This is a genomic window from Oceanithermus desulfurans (genome assembly GCF_014201675.1).
GTDB lineage: Bacteria > Deinococcota > Deinococci > Deinococcales > Marinithermaceae > Oceanithermus > Oceanithermus desulfurans.
In genome coordinates, this window is the sequence record NZ_JACHEZ010000002.1 from 288,307 (window position 1) to 303,121 (window position 14,815).

The 14,815-nt window shown below is 70.1% G+C and carries 16 protein-coding genes; 10 read left to right on the top strand and 6 right to left on the bottom strand.

Translation table 11 applies throughout. The annotated features are described in order from the left end of the window. Positions 1-93: 93 nt before the first annotated feature. Positions 94-1,296 carry an adenylosuccinate synthase gene (locus tag HNQ05_RS03765; RefSeq protein WP_147147263.1) on the bottom strand — a complete coding sequence of 401 codons (1,203 nt, stop codon included), beginning with the start codon at positions 1,294-1,296 and terminating at the stop codon, positions 94-96. A gap of 494 nt (positions 1,297-1,790) precedes the next feature. On the opposite strand from HNQ05_RS03765, the gene HNQ05_RS03770 reads away from it, so the two are divergent. Next, a complete protein-coding gene (locus tag HNQ05_RS03770) occupies positions 1,791-2,297 on the top strand; it encodes a hypothetical protein (RefSeq protein WP_147147261.1) in 507 nt (168 codons plus the stop codon). A 62-nt stretch (positions 2,298-2,359) separates the two neighbouring features. Here HNQ05_RS03770 and HNQ05_RS03775 read toward each other — a convergent pair whose 3' ends face one another. Both HNQ05_RS03775 and HNQ05_RS03780 read right to left on the bottom strand, forming a co-directional pair. Further along, positions 2,360-4,576: a S8 family peptidase gene (locus HNQ05_RS03775; RefSeq protein WP_147147259.1), complete on the bottom strand. Its 2,217-nt coding sequence runs from the start codon at positions 4,574-4,576 to the stop codon at positions 2,360-2,362. Positions 4,577-4,588: 12 nt separating this feature from the next. After that, positions 4,589-6,100 (bottom strand): carboxypeptidase-like regulatory domain-containing protein, encoded by a 1,512-nt coding sequence (locus HNQ05_RS03780; protein WP_183677596.1) that lies wholly within the window; start codon positions 6,098-6,100, stop codon positions 4,589-4,591. 465 nt (positions 6,101-6,565) lie between these two features. On the opposite strand from HNQ05_RS03780, the gene HNQ05_RS03785 reads away from it, so the two are divergent. Genes HNQ05_RS03785 through HNQ05_RS03810 form a run of 6 tightly spaced genes read left to right on the top strand, consistent with a single transcriptional unit; the run spans position 6,566 to position 10,809 of the window. After that, the gene (locus HNQ05_RS03785) at positions 6,566-7,681 is read left to right on the top strand and encodes a carboxylate-amine ligase (RefSeq protein ID WP_147147255.1); all 1,116 of its coding nucleotides are present in this window, start codon (positions 6,566-6,568) and stop codon (positions 7,679-7,681) included. Positions 7,682-7,705: 24 nt separating this feature from the next. Further along, a complete protein-coding gene (locus tag HNQ05_RS03790; protein WP_147147253.1) occupies positions 7,706-8,851 on the top strand; it encodes a M20 family metallopeptidase in 1,146 nt (381 codons plus the stop codon). A gap of 14 nt (positions 8,852-8,865) precedes the next feature. Next, on the top strand, positions 8,866-9,141 hold the full coding sequence (locus HNQ05_RS03795) for a hypothetical protein (protein WP_147147251.1): 276 nt from the start codon (positions 8,866-8,868) through the stop codon (positions 9,139-9,141). After that, on the top strand, positions 9,138-9,473 hold the full coding sequence (locus tag HNQ05_RS03800; protein ID WP_147147250.1) for a cupin domain-containing protein: 336 nt from the start codon (positions 9,138-9,140) through the stop codon (positions 9,471-9,473). The genes HNQ05_RS03795 and HNQ05_RS03800 overlap by 4 nt, the downstream gene beginning before the upstream one ends. Position 9,474: 1 nt before the next feature. Then, the gene (locus HNQ05_RS03805) at positions 9,475-10,191 is read left to right on the top strand and encodes an SDR family NAD(P)-dependent oxidoreductase (RefSeq protein WP_147147248.1); all 717 of its coding nucleotides are present in this window, start codon (positions 9,475-9,477) and stop codon (positions 10,189-10,191) included. Between the two features lie 30 nt (positions 10,192-10,221). Further along, complete coding sequence (locus HNQ05_RS03810; RefSeq protein ID WP_147147246.1) at positions 10,222-10,809, top strand: trimeric intracellular cation channel family protein; 588 nt, start codon at positions 10,222-10,224, stop codon at positions 10,807-10,809. A 167-nt stretch (positions 10,810-10,976) separates the two neighbouring features. Here HNQ05_RS03810 and HNQ05_RS03815 read toward each other — a convergent pair whose 3' ends face one another. Further along, positions 10,977-12,044, bottom strand: coding sequence for a fatty acid desaturase (locus tag HNQ05_RS03815; protein ID WP_147147244.1), 1,068 nt, complete (start codon positions 12,042-12,044; stop codon positions 10,977-10,979). Positions 12,045-12,137: 93 nt separating this feature from the next. Between HNQ05_RS03815 and HNQ05_RS03820 the strand changes: the two genes are divergently transcribed. The 3 genes from HNQ05_RS03820 to HNQ05_RS03830 are packed head-to-tail and all read left to right on the top strand — an operon-like array spanning position 12,138 to position 12,809. Continuing rightward, a complete protein-coding gene (locus tag HNQ05_RS03820; RefSeq protein ID WP_183677598.1) occupies positions 12,138-12,308 on the top strand; it encodes a hypothetical protein in 171 nt (56 codons plus the stop codon). 4 nt (positions 12,309-12,312) lie between these two features. Then, positions 12,313-12,477, top strand: coding sequence for a hypothetical protein (locus HNQ05_RS03825; protein WP_183677600.1), 165 nt, complete (start codon positions 12,313-12,315; stop codon positions 12,475-12,477). Further along, the gene (locus HNQ05_RS03830) at positions 12,474-12,809 is read left to right on the top strand and encodes a hypothetical protein (protein ID WP_147147242.1); all 336 of its coding nucleotides are present in this window, start codon (positions 12,474-12,476) and stop codon (positions 12,807-12,809) included. Before HNQ05_RS03825 ends, HNQ05_RS03830 begins: the two co-directional genes overlap by 4 nt. Here HNQ05_RS03830 and HNQ05_RS03835 read toward each other — a convergent pair. Together HNQ05_RS03835 and HNQ05_RS03840 are read right to left on the bottom strand one after the other, a co-directional pair. Next, a complete protein-coding gene (locus HNQ05_RS03835; RefSeq protein WP_147147239.1) occupies positions 12,806-13,381 on the bottom strand; it encodes an HDIG domain-containing metalloprotein in 576 nt (191 codons plus the stop codon). The two genes, HNQ05_RS03830 and HNQ05_RS03835, sit on opposite strands and share 4 nt — an antisense overlap. Before the next feature lie 52 nt (positions 13,382-13,433). Beyond that, positions 13,434-14,783 (bottom strand): NHL repeat-containing protein, encoded by a 1,350-nt coding sequence (locus tag HNQ05_RS03840; protein WP_183677602.1) that lies wholly within the window; start codon positions 14,781-14,783, stop codon positions 13,434-13,436. Positions 14,784-14,815: the final 32 nt, after the last annotated feature.

Below are 14,815 nucleotides of genomic sequence, written 5' to 3' on the forward strand. Positions count from 1 at the left end.
AGAGCGATCTGCGGCGAGCGCGGCGCCCGAACCCCGCTTCGCCCATCCTGCGACGGAAAAGTGAGGCCAGGAGCGGCGGTTGGGCGGTGGTCCCTACACCCAGCTCACGCTGCCGAAGGTGTCCTCGCGCCGGGGGCTGGTGGAGAACATCACCACCGGAATCTCCAGATAGTCCTCGATGAACTCGATGTACTCCACCAGCGTGGGCGGCAGCGCCTCGCGGCTCGCAAGCCCCTCGAGCTCGCCCCAGCCCGCGAAGCTGCGGTACTCCACCGTTCCGTCCGCGCCGTAGGCCACGCCCACCTTGACCTCGTCGAAGCCCGAGAGCACGTCCAGCTTGGTCAGCACGATCCCGTCCATGCCGTTGACGTCCACGGCGTACTTGAGGGCCACCAGGTCGAGCCAGCCCACCCGCCGGGGGCGGCCCGTGGTCACCCCGAACTCGCCGCCCTTCTCGCGCAGGGTCTCGGCCAGCTCGCCTTCGAGTTCGGTGGGGAAGGGGCCGTGGCCCACCCGGGTGGCGTAGGCCTTGGCCACGCCGTAGACCTTGCCCACCGCCTTGTGGGAAAGCCCGGTGCCCACGACGATCCCGCCCACGCTGGGGTGGCTGCTGGTCACGTAGGGGTAGGTGCCGTAGTTGAGGTCGAGCATCGTGCCCTGGGCCCCCTCGAAGAGGATCTTCTTTCCCGCCTTCCAGGCCGCGCGCAGCTCGGCGCCGGTGTCGGCCACGTAGGGCCCCAGCACCTCGCGCATCCGCTCCAGGTCCTCGAGCGCCCGCGCGGCGCTCGTCCATCCGGCGCCCGCGGTGGAGTTGGGCTTGGCCGCGAGCAAGCGCTCCACGCGCTCGGCGAGGACCTCGGGCTCGAGCAGGTCGCCGACGCGGATGCCCACGCGGCGGGCGCGGTCGGCGTAGGCGGGGCCGATGCCGCGGCCGGTGGTGCCGACGAAGTTCCCCTTGCTCTCCACGAACTTATGGTGCGGCAGCACCAGGTGCGCCCGCTCGGAGACGCGCACCCGCGGCTCGAAGCCCAGCCGCCGAATCTCGGCGAGCTCTTCCGCGAACGCCTCGGCGTCGACCACCATCCCGTCGGCCAGCACGCTGGTGGCGTGCGGGTGGATCACCCCCGTCGGCAGCAGGTGCAGCTTGAAGGTGTGCCCCCCGGCGACGACCGTGTGTCCGGCGTTGGCCCCGCCCTGGAAGCGCACCACGTAATCGGCCTGGGCCACCAGCGCGTCGGTGACCTTCCCCTTCCCCTCATCGCCCCACTGGGCCCCTAGGATCGCGACTCCCGGCATGACGGCCCCAGCTTACCGCATTGTCCGCGCCCCACCACCGGGGGCCGGCGCCGCCCCGTGCGGGCGGCTGCGATGTTCGGCGGGGGTCGCGGGGGCCACCGTCGCCGGCGGCCCTCCGGCCGGTGCTCGCGGGCGCTCATAGTATAGTGAATCCAAGGTGGAACCATGCGGCCGAACCCGAGGTCGCGCCGGCTGAGGCTGGCCTCCGCGGCGTTAGCGCTTGTTTTCTCCGCCCTCGTGCCGTGGCTCGGGCTCGGGGGTGGGTGGGCACTCGCCGCGCAGGTGCGCGTTCTGGTCGACGTGCCCGCGCCCGGCACCGACAGCCTTTACTGGTCCCCGACGGGGAGCACCTGCTGTTGATCAACGAGTTCAGCCCAGGATACCAGGCCCTTACTTCGTACCGCTTCTTGATCTTCGACTTCCCCACCAGGTCGGTTACGCCCGTAGAAAGCGTGCCTGACCCAAACAGCCTTAGGTCGGAGGGGTCCGTTACCTTGTGCACCCTCGACGAGAGTACGGGTTGTTACTACCTCTTCAGCACCTCCGGGGCCGTGGTGCGCTCGTCGGACCCGTCGCTTTGCACCCCCGCGGAGGGGTGGCGGTTCGACGGGCTCGGGTTGCCCTACTTCATGGCGCCTGAGGCAGAGTCCATCATGGAGCGCCCTCGCTTCAACCTGGTTTCCAACGACGGCAAGTACTACTTGGCCGAGTTGGACACCTTTACCAAGCTGGAGCCCAACCTCGACCTGCTGCCGGGAACCCCCTACGCCAGCTTTTCGGTAGCGGCCATCGCCGAACACCGCGAGGGGGGTGGGGTCGTCTACCGCCTGCCTCCGGAAAAGTACCTCGCCGTCTTCGGCCAGTGGCTGGCCGGCGGAAGCGGGCGGAACCTGCTGGCGCTGGTGGTCATTCCCCGGCAGGAGGCGGAGCGGATGCCGGTAACCGGGGGGACGGAGATGAACCAGAAGTTCCGGCTGCTGGTGCTGGAGGTGGTGCCGTGAGCCGACGCCGCGCTCCAACGAACGCCCGGGGGCGGCCGCCCCCGGGCGTTCGTCTGACGGGATCAGTACACCGTCGGCCAGTTGTCGAAACCAATCAGCGTAAAGAGAAGGTCGAGGTCGTTGTCGAACGCCGTGGTGCCGGGCGTAACCGGGATGGGGCCGTAGCTCTTGGTGACGCCGTTCATCGAGAGCGTCAGGGTGGCCGTGGTGCCCACGGTGGCGCCCGAAGCGTCGATGCTGATGTGGTAGTAGCCTCCGGCCAGGCTGGGGTAGTGCACCGCGTCCAGCGTGTAGGTTTCGCTGGCGTGGGTGGGGTCGGCGCCGGGGTCGTCGCCGTCGAAGCTGCCCCAGAGCGCGCCCGTCTTGGCCGTATGCCAGGCGCGCACGCCCAGGGCGGGGTCGTACTCGTAGACCGCCAGGTCGAGGTCGCCGCCGCCCGTCCAGCTGAGGGTCGCCTGCAGGGTGCTGCTCAGGGTGGCCACGAGCGGCGAGGCGCTTTCGAAGCCGCCGCAGGGGAGAACGTCGAGGCTGCCCAGCGTGATTCCGTTGCCGGGGTCGCCGTCCACGTCCCAGCTCACCCGCTCGTAGGGCCAGAACGCCATGGCGGCGCCGTCGATGATGTCCTGACCGGACACCATCACCTTGTAGGTTCCCGGGGCGATGTTGACGAAGTTGGCCATGCCCCGGCCGTTCGTCTTGGCCGTGTACTTCACCGCACCGTCCCGGATCAGGTGCACGTCGACCGCCCTTACCGGAGCGCGCTCGTCGGTGCCTGGGTCGACCGCGCCGTCGCCGTTGCTGTCCCAGGGGTTCTCGGTAAGCACCATGACCGAGGCCACCGCCCCCTTCTCGGTGCTCTCGGAGCCCACGCGCACGGCGGCCACCCGGTCGACCAGGCGCTTGAGGTTGATGCGGCCCCAGCCGCTGCCGCGGTCGAACCCCGCAGGACCGATGTCGTCGGCGGTGACCTCCAGCAGGCGCTTCACCTCGTAGGCGCTCGCGCCCGGCAGGAACTGCTTGACCAGCGCCGCCGCCCCGGCTACCTGCGGCGTGGCCATGCTGGTGCCGGAGATGCGGTAGTAGAGGTAGGGCCGTCCGGTGGCGTCACGGTCCCAGGTGGGCCAGGTGGAGAGGATGTCCACCCCCGGCGCCCCGACGCTGATGTGGCCGCCCGAGGTGGAGAAGTCCGCCTTTTCGTCGCGCGCGTTGGTGGCGCCTACGGCGACGATGCCCGGGTAGCCCGCGGGGTACTGCACCTCGTCCTGCGCCGAGTTCCCCATGGCCACGGTGAAGATGACGGAACGGTCGGGCACGCCGTCGCCGGGCACGCCGCCGGCGGTGCCGTCGTCGTAGCCGGGGAGGGCCGCGCCGGTGATGACGTTGTAGCCGCTCATGGCGCTGTCGAGAACGTCCTTGAGGAGCTGTCCGTAGCCCTTTCCGCCCAGGCTCATGGTGATCACGTCGGGCACGACGCCGTCGCCGTCAAGGTCGAAGATGGCCGCGATGACCGCCACCGCGATGGTGAAGTCGTCCGTACTGCCGCCGCAGAAGACCTGCAGGTCCATCAGCGCCGCGTTGGGGGCCACGCCTGCGACGCCCTGGCCGTTGTTCCCGCGCGCCGCGGCGATGCCGGCCACGTGGGTGCCGTGGATCTGCCCCTGGGAAGCGTCGAAGCCGGGCGGAATGACGCCGAAGGTCGAGCAGCCCACGGCGTCGAAGCCGTTCACGAAGGCTCCGGCCAGGTCGGGGTGGGTGCCGTCGATCCCGGTGTCCACGACGCCGATGACCACCCCGCTGCCGTCAGGCAGGGCCCCATCAACCGCGGTCGCCCAGGCGGCTTCGGCCTGCATGACGTCGTGGTCCCACTTCTGGGCCTCGAGCGGGTCGTTCATGCCCAAGGGTGCGGCGTTCTGCACCGGATCGGGCAGCGGGTGGGTGTAGTTGGGTTGCGCGTAGCGCAGCCCCGCGATCCGCTCGTGCTTGAGCTTGGCGAGCGCGGCGGAGGCGGGCGTACCCGCGGGCAGCTCGACCAGGGCGGCCTTCATCTGAGGAATCGTGCGGATTACCCGCGCTTCATCGAGAACCTGAACCAGCGCTTCCAGGTCGGCAGGGTCGCTGTACCCCACCACGATCTGGTCGGTCACGTGGTCGGCGAGGATCGTAACCTCGCGCTCCGGCGCCGCTGCGCCGCCGTCGCGGTTCGCCTGGGGCGGCTGCGTGCTGCACGCCGCGATGAGGAAGCCCAGGGCGGCGAGCATCGTCCAGTGAATGCGTTTCATCTCCAGACCTCCTTACGGCGCGGTGGTGAAGGTGAAGTGGTCGGTCGAGGCCACCCCGAAGGGGAACCACAGCCCGAGGCCGTCGGCCGCGATCGAGACCGCCGTGGGGTGGACGGGGTCGTCGAGGGCGTAGGCCTCGATCAGCTGCCATTCGTAGCTGCGTCCCCGCTGCAGGGTCTCCAGCGGCGTGTTGCTGTACGCGCCGTCCTCGTTCCAGGTCCAGGAGGTGCGGTTGACCAGCATCGGCGAGGCGGGGCTGGCAAACCAGGCGTTCTCCCCCGTCAGGGTGTCCCAGACGGCTCCGGCGTAGTAGTGGTAGCCGCTAAGGGTGGTGCTGGCCTCCCAGGTGAAGGTGGGCGCGACCGGCACGCCGACGGCCCCGTCGCCGGGGCCCGTGAGCCGGACGTCGAAGACGTCGAGCGGGGTGGTGACGAGGACGTTGGAGGGCGGGGACTCGAGCTCGCCCACGAACGCGGTCACGCGGTAGTGCACCGTCCGCCCCGGGGCCAGCAGCGGGCTGGCGTCGGTGTAGAAGGTGGTGGACCCGGCAACGGTACCGATGAGCTCGAAGTCATCGCCGTCGAAACTACGGTACACGCGGTAACCGTAGGGGGCGTCGTTGGGGACGTGACTGAAGTCCATCTTGGGCAGCCAGGCCAGGTCGACGTAGAGGTTGGCCCCCGCCGGCGCCGCCTGCGGCTGGACGCTGAAGAAGCCGATCTGCTTGTTCAGGGTCACGGCCATCACGCTGCGCAGCTCGGGCGGCACCAGGTCCACGTCGTTGATGAAGGGAACCGAAACCTCAACGTAGCGGAAGAGTTGGGTGCGGTTGCCGTTGGTGTCGTAGGCCACCACCTGGAAGGTCGTGGGGCCGGCGGCGGCGTAGCGCAGCGGATCGAGGAACCGGTCGCCGGTGGCGTTGGTGCTCACGAAGAGTTCGCGGTAGCCGGTGATGAAGCCCGAGCCCGGGGTCTTGCCCAGGGCCGCGTAGATCAGGTCGGTGGTCAGGGGGGCGGCCGGGGATACCGTCACGTCGTAGGGGATGAAGCCAAACGCGGCCTCGTAGACGTTGCCGTCGGCGACCTTGCCCAGCGTCACCTGGGGAGGGGTGGTCGGCCAGTCGGGGTTGAAGGCCTCGCGCTGGATCACGGCGATCCGGGTCACCCCCTCCTCGTCGAGCCGCAGGTTGAGCACCTGCGAGCCGGCGTAGCCCTCCTTTTCGAACCTGAGGTCCACCGCTCCCGCCGCCACGTCCAGCGAGAACGATCCGTCGGACGCGGTGCTGGTGGTGCCCAGCAGGTTGTCGGTTCCGGCCTCGTACGCCGCGACGGCGCTCCCGGGCACGCCCTCACCCGCGTTGGCGTTCACCACGAACCCCGCGACGGTTCCCGACTCGGCCGTCGGCTGCGGTCCCAGGCCGCCGCCCGGCCCCCCGTCGGGCCGCGGTGCGGTCTGCGTCTGGCAGGCCGCGAGCAGCAGGGCCAGCCCCAAAGCGGCGGCCACTCCTTTGATGTTTGGGTGCATGTGCACGCGCCTCCTTTCCATTTTCGTGCGCGCATCGGTCTTTCTTCGGCTTGAGGTTACGAACGTTGCAAGGGGCAGCGGTTGATTCCTGCGACCACCTCCTTCCTTTTTGTGTAGCTTCCTGTGTTTTACTATATTCGATACGTTCCCTTCAAGATTACGGGTTGCGCATTTCTCTACTGCGGCTGGCTTCGTATATGTATGTTTATCGTGTTTCGTTTCTCCTGCTTACTTACACCTGCGACAGGACCATCTTCGTCCCCGCCCGTGCCGCGCCCGACCGCGGGGTACGACCATCGCCCGCGCCCCGTCCCGGGCGCTGCGGGTACGGAGCGGTACATTATGCGTGGCGGCGGATACCTCTACGCCGGGCGCGGGGCGGCGGTATCCGGGGATTTTCCCGGCTGCACTTGTCTACCTGAGGGGGATGGCGTAAAATGCTCCAACCGTTTTGGAGGAATGGTTATGCACGAGGGCGCGCCGCCCCTGACCGTGGGCATCGAGGAAGAGTACCAGCTGATCGATCCGGAGACCCGCGACCTGGCCCCGGTGGCCGCGGAGGTGCTGGGCGAGGCCCCCCTCGCGCTCAAGCAGCTGCTCAACCCCGAGCTGCACCAGGCGATGGTCGAGATCGGCACGCCGCCGGCGGCGAACATCCGCGAGGCCTACAGCATGCTCGTCGAGATGCGGCGCGAGGTGGCCCAGCTGGCGGCGGCCAAGGGGGCGCGCATCGTCGCCGCCGGCACCCACCCCTTCGCGCTGTGGGAGGACGTGCCCATCACCCAGAAGGACCGCTACATGGAGCTCTTGGGCGAGTTCCAGGACGCGGTGCGCGCCCTGCTCATCTTCGGCACCCACGTCCACGTGGGCACGGGGGAGGACGACGAGTTCCGCGTCGACGCCATCAACACCCTGCGCTACATGCTCCCCCACCTGCTGGCCCTCTCGGTCTCGAGCCCCCTCTGGCGCGGCCGCGTCACCGGCCTGAAGAGCTACCGCAGCCTGATCTGGCGCGGGCTGCCGCGCACCGGCATTCCCTCCACCTTCTCCAGCTACTCCGATTACCAGCACTTCGTCGAGATCCTGATCGAGACCGGCTCCATCCAGGACGCCTCGCGCATCTGGTGGGCGATGCGCGCCCACCACCGCTACCCCACGATCGAGTTCCGGGCCACCGACCTGGCCACCAACCCCCGCGACGCCATCGCCATCGCGGCGCTGGCCCAGGCGCTGATCTACAAGCACTGGCTGATGCGGCGCGACAACGTCACCTTCCGCCAGTACCCCACCCCGCTGATCGAGGAGAACGTCTGGCGCGCCGCGCGCTACGGCCTCGACGGCAAGCTGATCGACTTCGGCGAGCGGCGCGAGAAGTGGGCCCGCGACCTGCTGGTCGAGCTCGTCGAGTTCGTGGACGACGTCCTCGACGACCTGGACAGCCGCTGGGCGGTGGAGCACGTCTACACCGTCCTCGACCGCGGCACCGCCGCCGACCGGCAGCTGGCCATCTACGAGGAGACCGGCGACCTGCGCGCCGTGGTGGACTGGTTGATCGAGGAGACGCTGCGGGACATCGCCTGAGAACTGCAGTATCGTGAAGACGTGATGTCAGCACAGGCACGTGCCCAAGACACCCTCGCGTACTTCGAACGACGCCTGGACGCCTACCTGACCGACCTGCGCGAGCTGGTCGAGATCGAGTCGCCCACCCACCACCTGCCCGGGATCAAGAAAGCGGCGCTGTGGCTGCAGACCCAGTTCGCGGGTCTGGGCGAGCTGCGCCGCTTCGAGACCGAGGCCGGCGCGGTGCTGCGCCTCTTCCGCCGCGGCAGCGGGCCGCGGGTGCTGCTGCTCGCCCACTACGACACCGTGCACCCGGTGGGCTCGTGGAAGAAGCTGTGGCGCGAGGAGCGCGGCCGGATCTACGGCCCCGGCGTCTACGACATGAAGGCGGGGCTGCTCTTCATCCTCTGGGCGCTGCGCTACCTGGGCGACTCGGGGGCGGAGCACCCCAACCTGGAGGTGCTGCTCACCCCCGACGAGGAGGTGGGCTCGGTGACCTCGCGCATCTTCATCGAAGACGCCGCCCGCGGCGCCGACTACGCGCTGGTGCTCGAGCCCCCCACCGGCGCCGGCGACCTCAAGGTGCACCGCAAGGGCGTGGGCTGGTACAAGCTCAAGGTGCACGGCCGGGCGGCCCACCAGGGCGTCGAGCCCGAGAAGGGCGTGAACGCCATCGTGGAGGCGGCCCGCCAGCTGCTCCGGGTCGTCGAGGCCCAGGACCTGGAAAAGGGCACCACCCTGGGCCCCAACGTGGCCCGCGGCGGCACCGCCAGCAACGTGGTGGCCGACTACGCCGAGGTGCTGGTGGACCTGCGCGCCTGGACGCTGGAGGAGGCCGAGCGGGTGGACCGCTTCATGCGGGCGCTCGAGCCGGTGCACCCGGAGGCGCGCCTCGAGCTCGAGGGCGGCCTCAACCGCCCGCCGATGGAGCCCACCCCCGAGAGCCTGGCCCTCTTCGAGCTGGCCCGCGGCGTGGCCCGCGACCTCGGCTTCGACTCCAAGCCCGGCAAGGTGGGCGGCGGCTCCGACGGCAACTTCACCGCCAACCTGGGCGTGCCCACCCTCGACGGCCTGGGGGCGATGGGGGCGGACGCCCACCAGCTGAGCGAGCACGTCGTCACCGCCGAGCTGCCCCGGCGCATGGCGCTCTTGGCCGAGCTGCTCACCCGCCTGGTGCGCGACGCCTAGTAGACTGAAGCGAGATGTTCTTCCGCAAACCCGATCCGCACGTCAAACCCGAAGGTATGGCCTACTGGGTGCGGGTGCGCACCGAGCCTAGCGGCGAGGTCGTGCCGCTGCGCATCTCCCGCGCCAGCGAGCTCAGCCCCACGGCCGAGGGTTACTACGTGCGCAAGGTGATCGTCGCCCCCGAGAGCCTCGACCGGGCGGTGCTCGAGATCTGGTTCGACCGCCGCGCCCGGGTGCTGCGTAAAGCCGTCGAGGGCGGCGAGCTCGTACCCATCAAGGAGTGGTCATGAAACGCAAGGACCTGGAAGGAAGCCCCCACGGCGAGCTCTTCCCCGGAGCCCGCGCCACGGCCTTCGGCGGCCGGCAGACGATGCTCAACCACGTGGTGCTCGACCACGGCGTGACCGTACCCGAGCACCGCCACCCCGAGGAGCAGATCACCTACGTGCTCAGTGGGCGGCTGGCCTTCCAGATCGAGGACGAGGTCTGCGAGGTGGGCGCGGGCGAGGCCGTCTGGATTCCCGGGGGCGCGGCGCACGCGGTGCGGGCGCTCGAGCCCAGCGTGGTCCTCGACGTTTTCAGCCCCGTCCGCCCCGACCTGCTGGAACGTTTCGGTGGCTAGCGTGGTGCGAGGCAAGGCGGTGCTCGTCACCGGGGCCAGCCGCGGCATCGGCGAGGCGGTGGCGCGGGCGCTGGCCTGGCGCGGCGCCAGGGTGGGCCTCTTCGCGCGCGGGCGGGCGGCGCTCGAAGAGCTGGCCCGCGAACTCGCCTACCCCGAATCGGGCGGGGCCGCGCTCGCCCTCCCCGGCGACGTCACCCGCCCGGACGACCTGGCCGCCGCCGTGGAGCGGCTGGAAGAGGCCTTCGGCCCCGTTTGGGCGTTGGTAAACAGCGCCGGGGTGGGGGTCTTCGGCCCGATTTGGGAGCTTTCCGACGAGGACTGGGAACGCGTGCGCGCGGTCAACCTGGACGGCGCCTTCCACGCCATGCGCGCGGTCCTGCCCACGATGCTGCGCGAGGAGCGCGGCACCATCGTTCACATCGGCTCGCTGGCGAGCCGCTACGCCTTCGCCGGAGGGGCGGCCTACAACGCCAGCAAGTTCGGGCTGCTGGGCCTCGCCGAGGCCAGCCTGCACGACCTGCGCCCCCGGGGCGTGCGCGTGAGCACGATCCTGCCGGGCTCGGTGAACACCACCTTCTCCAGCGAGCGCGCCGACGCCGACTGGAAGATCCAGCCCACCGACGTGGCCGAGACCGTGCTCTACGTGCTGGAGAGCGACACCGGGGTGATCCCCAGCGTCATCGAGCTGCGTCCGCGGCGCAGCAAGCCCGCGGACTAGTCCGGCCCGCCGCCGTGCCACAATGGGCCCGTGGAGTTCTGGGTCTGGCTCGGCACCCTGGCCTTCGCCGCGGGCGGTGCGCTCGAGGGCGTGCGCAAGCGCTACGACCTCGTGGGGGTGCTGCTCGTCGCCAGCATCACCGCCGTGGGCGGCGGCTCGGTGCGCGACCTGGTCGTGGGGCGGCTGCCCCCGGCCTCGCTTACGGACGAAGCGCTGCTGTGGAGCGTGGCCCTGGTGGGCGCGGGCGTCTTCTTCCTGCACCGCGCCGTGCGGCGGCTGGGGCGGGGGCTCTACCTGCTCGACACCCTGGGCCTCGGCGTCTTCGCGGCGCTGGGCGCGGCCAGCGGGCTCGAGGCGGGCCTCGGTTTCTGGGGCGTCGTCTTCGCCGGCACGGTGAGCGGCGTGGGCGGCGGGGTGCTGCGCGACCTGCTCACCCAGCAGGTGCCCGGCGTCTTCTACCGCGCCGGCGACTGGTACGCGACCGCCGCCGCGGGCGGGGCCGCGGTCCACTACCTGCTCGGCGGCGGGCCCAACGCCCTGGCGGCCGCCGCCGCGACCGCGGTGCTGCTGCGCCTTGGCAGCCGCGCCCTGGGCCTCGTCCTGCCGACGCCGCGCTAGGGCGGGCCAAAAGAAAAAAGGCGAACCGGGATTCCGCCTATTGACGAAACGTAGTATACCACGACATGCAGGTATGCACCAGGAGATGCATCCGTGGGCGGTAAAGCGTGGCTGGAGCCAAGGAAAAACCGCCGCGAACCGGCGGTTTTTCGGCTCAGACGGAGCGCTTACTGGGCGGTGCGCTCACCGCTCTTGCGCTCGCGGTCGGCGGCGCGCGCCTGGGCGGCCACGTCGCGGAAGCCGACGAGCCGGTCCCGCCCGGGGTCGTAGAGGTGCAGGTCGGCGAAGGCGATTTTGAAGGCGTCGGCGAGCGTGACCGTGGGGGCGACCTTCATCAGCTCGATGCGGTCGTGAGCCTCCTGCAGGCGGTAGTTGGGGATCTTCGGGGCCAGGTGGTGAACGTGGTGCAGCCCGATGTTGCCGGTCAGCCATTGCAGCAGCCGCGGCAGCTTCAGGTAGGTGCTGCCCTCCATCGCCGCCTTCAGGTACTCCCAGCGGGGGTCGGGTTCCCAGTAGGCGTCCTCGAACTGGTGCTGGACGTAGAAGAGAAAGATGCCGATCATCGCGGCGAAGTACTGAACGGGCAGGTAGACGAGCAGGAAGGCCTCCCAGCCGAAGACGGTGAAGACGAGGGCCACCAGGCCGGCAAGGGCGAGGTTGGTCCACCAGACGCTCGCGCGCACCTTGGGCTTGTCGCTGCCGTAGCCGAGGGGCAGCCGGTAGCTGAGCATGAAGACCCAGATCGGCCCGATCAGGAACATCACCAGAGGGTTGCGGTAGACGCGGTAGCTGAAGCGCTGCCAGGGGGTGGCCGCCAGGTACTCCTGGGTCGTCATCGTGTAGATGTCGCCGACGCCGCGCTTGTCGAGGTTGCCGCTGGTGGCGTGATGCCGGGCGTGGGCGTGCTGCCAGTAGCCGTACGGCGTCAGGGTGAGCACGCCGCTTACGAAGCCCAGCACGTCGTTGTCGCGGGGGTTCCTGAAAAAGGAGCCGTGGCCGGCGTCGTGCTGCAGGATGAAGATGCGCACCAGGAAGAAGGCGGCGGCCAGGTCGAGGAGCAGGGTGAGGCCCCAGTGCACCTCGAGCGCGCGGTAAGCCAGGTACCAGAGGGTCAGGAAGGGCAGGTAGCTGGTCAGCACCTGGCCGAGGCTGCGCCAGGTCGAGGGCCGGGTGAAGGGGCGGACCAGGGGGACCCAGTCCTTGGGTTGGACTCTTTGTTGTGGGGATTCGTTCATGAAAAACTCCAGGCGCCGAAGCGCGGGCCGGATGGCTTGCCGTAAGTATAGCGACTTTCACGGGCGGATGGTGGGTAACGTATGATAGTTTTCATGGAAACCAACCCGCTTGTCGGCGCCTTCCTCGTCGCCGTTGGGGTGATCGACGCCCTGATCGGGGTCGTCCTGCGCGCGCGGGTGCCGGCCTTCGCCCGCGTCTACCCGCTCTGGATCGCCTCGTCCCTGCTCATCGCGGGGATCGGCGTCGCGTTCCTGGTAACGTAGGGGCATGCCGTTCCGACGCGTACTGGCCGTGCTCCTGCTCGCGGGGGCGTGGCTCTACCTGGGTTATCTGGTCTGGCAGGGGAACCCCCCCGTCAACGCCTTCATGATCGCGCTCGGCTTCTCGGTGATCGCGGGCTTCCTTTGGGGCCCCAACCCGCCCGAATCGTGAGCGCGGAGCCCTCGCTCTGGATCGTGGCCTCCCGCAGCGGCGAGCTGCGCCGCGCCGCCTGGCCCGAGGACGGCCTGGCCGGCCTGGCGCCGCGGCTGGTGGCCGTCTGGTTGGTGGTGGGGGACGGGGTGCGCTACATCGTGCGCGCCGGAACCGGCCCCTGGCCCGCCCCCGAACCGGGAGCGCCGGGCGGCCCCGAGCGCTGGGCGCGCGAGGACGCGGCGCGCTTTTCGGGCCGGGTGCGCTACCGCATCGTCACCCGGGACCCCTGGATGACGCTCGACGAGGGGTTCTTCCTGCCCGGGCAGCTGGGCTTCGACGGTTCCGGCTAGCCCTCCGCGGCCGCCTCGCCCGCCAGACCCAGCCGCCCCGCGTCGCGCTGCATGGCCTCCAGCACGAAGCCGACGTGCTCCCACAGCTCCACGTCCAAGAGCTCCGCGCCGCGCCTCACCATCTCGCGGTCCACCCCGCGGGCGAAGGACTTGTCCTTGAACTTCTTCTTGAGGCTCTTGACCGTTAGGGTGTGGATCGAGCGGTCGGGGCGTACGTAGACCGCGGCGGTGATCAGGCCGGTGATCTCGTCGCAGGCGTAGAGGGTGCGCTCCATCAGGGTCTCGGGCTCCACCCCGCTGCGCTCCGGGGCGTGGGCGCGCACGGCGCGCACGATCTCGGCGGGCCAGCCCAGCTCCGCGAGGTGGTCGGCGCCCTTGTTCGGGTGGGTCTCGGGGTGCTTCTCCCAATCGAAGTCGTGGATCAGCCCGGCGATGGCCCAGGTTTCCTCGTCCTCGCCGAACTTGCGCGCGTAAGCGCGCATCGCCGCCTCGACCGCGTACATGTGGCGGCGCAGGGATTCGGACGGGGTCCAGTCGTGCATCAACGCCAGGGCTTCGTCGTAGGTGGGCATGGCCTAAATATAACGCCGGGCCCGGGCCCGGCGTTGCGCTGCTTGCGGTGCGTTACCGCGTGGGGGTGACGTCGAGCTTCCAGATGACCGCGTCGCGGTCGCCGCCGCTCCAGCTCCAGCCGCCGACGTAGACGGTGTTCCCGTCGAGGAGCAGGTCGTTGCCCCAGTCGTCGCCGTTTCCCCCGGCGATGCCCGCGAAGGTGCAGGGGCCGCCGCCGCAGAAGTCGGGGTCGGGCTCGCCGCTCGGGAGCACCCGCCAGATGGCCATGTCCAGATCGCCCGAGGAATTTTCCAAGCCCGCCACAACCCAGTAGCGATGGCCTTCGAGCACCAAGCCAACGCGCGCATCGTAGTAGTTTGCTGGCGAGCGCCCATCTAGAACGAGCAGGCCGCCATCGCCAAAGTCGGTTTCCACGGCACCTTCCGGGCTCAAGCGCCACAGCGCCACGTGCCCGTCGCCATCGTCCACGTACCCGGCAACCACGATCGCGTCGTCCGCTACCTGCACGGCCAGCGCCTCGCCGGTGGAGTAGCCTCCGAGCGGCAGATCCACGCGGCCCCCGGTACCGAAGTCGGGGTCGAGTCCACCTTCTGGCCGGACCTTCATCGCAATCGGCCGTGCCGACCCCTGCAGCTCGGCTCCCACGGCCACGGGCGCGCCCTGGGTCAGATCCAGGTCGTTGAACCAGGCCGTATCGCTCGTGCCGGCGACAAAGACGCCGTCACCATCGAAGGCGGCGTCCGGGGAGCCGTCGCTGCCCACCGCCCAGACGGCAGGCTGGTAGTGCCCGACGGCGGGGTCCTGAATGCCTCCGGCCAGCCAGAACCGCCCGGTGCCGGCCCGCACGGCCTCCACGAAGTCGTGGGCGCCAGCGGCGGTAAGGTCGCCGAGGAGCGCCTTGCCCGCGCCGAACCGCGCCGTGTCCAGCTGGCCCGCGTCGTCGAGGGCCCAGAGCACAGCGTCCAGGTCGCCGCTGGCGTTGAGGCCGCCGCCCGCCAGGACGGGGCCCGCGTCCGTGAGCGCGGCGCCAAAGGCCACGTTGGTGGAGTTGCCGCCGGCCGCGTCGCCGTCGCGGAAGACGCCGCCTGTTCCGAACCCCGCGTCGGGCGTGCCGCCCGGGTCAAACCCCCAGGCGGTGGCGGTCCAGTTGCTCTGGTCGCTTATTCCGCACAGGGCCCGCGCGGTGGCGCAGCCGTGCCCGACCAGCAGGAAGCGGTCGTTGGTTCGCAACAACCGGTAGGCTACGTCGCCGCTCCCCGGCGGCCCGGCGTCGGGTGCTGCCGCGACGCCCCCGCTGCCAAACCCGGCGTCGGGCTCGAGGGCGACCTTCGGTGGGGGTACGCTGCAGGCGGCCAGGATCAGCAACGCGGCCGCCAGGATCGTCGTCGGCTTGGTTTTCATCTTCCGATCACCTCCCTGCGAGGTTAGCGCGC

Coding starts and splice junctions, on each gene's coding strand:
- HNQ05_RS03815 (WP_147147244.1), bottom strand. CDS start 12,044: ATGAACGAATCCCCACAACAAAGAGTCCAACCCAAGGACTGGGTCCCC.
- HNQ05_RS03765 (WP_147147263.1), bottom strand. CDS start 1,296: ATGCCGGGAGTCGCGATCCTAGGGGCCCAGTGGGGCGATGAGGGGAAG.
- HNQ05_RS03800 (WP_147147250.1), top strand. CDS start 9,138: ATGAAACGCAAGGACCTGGAAGGAAGCCCCCACGGCGAGCTCTTCCCC.
- HNQ05_RS03780 (WP_183677596.1), bottom strand. CDS start 6,100: ATGCACCCAAACATCAAAGGAGTGGCCGCCGCTTTGGGGCTGGCCCTG.
- HNQ05_RS03840 (WP_183677602.1), bottom strand. CDS start 14,783: ATGAAAACCAAGCCGACGACGATCCTGGCGGCCGCGTTGCTGATCCTG.
- HNQ05_RS03785 (WP_147147255.1), top strand. CDS start 6,566: ATGCACGAGGGCGCGCCGCCCCTGACCGTGGGCATCGAGGAAGAGTAC.
- HNQ05_RS03825 (WP_183677600.1), top strand. CDS start 12,313: ATGCCGTTCCGACGCGTACTGGCCGTGCTCCTGCTCGCGGGGGCGTGG.
- HNQ05_RS03835 (WP_147147239.1), bottom strand. CDS start 13,381: ATGCCCACCTACGACGAAGCCCTGGCGTTGATGCACGACTGGACCCCG.
- HNQ05_RS03795 (WP_147147251.1), top strand. CDS start 8,866: ATGTTCTTCCGCAAACCCGATCCGCACGTCAAACCCGAAGGTATGGCC.
- HNQ05_RS03790 (WP_147147253.1), top strand. CDS start 7,706: ATGTCAGCACAGGCACGTGCCCAAGACACCCTCGCGTACTTCGAACGA.
- HNQ05_RS03820 (WP_183677598.1), top strand. CDS start 12,138: ATGGAAACCAACCCGCTTGTCGGCGCCTTCCTCGTCGCCGTTGGGGTG.
- HNQ05_RS03775 (WP_147147259.1), bottom strand. CDS start 4,576: ATGAAACGCATTCACTGGACGATGCTCGCCGCCCTGGGCTTCCTCATC.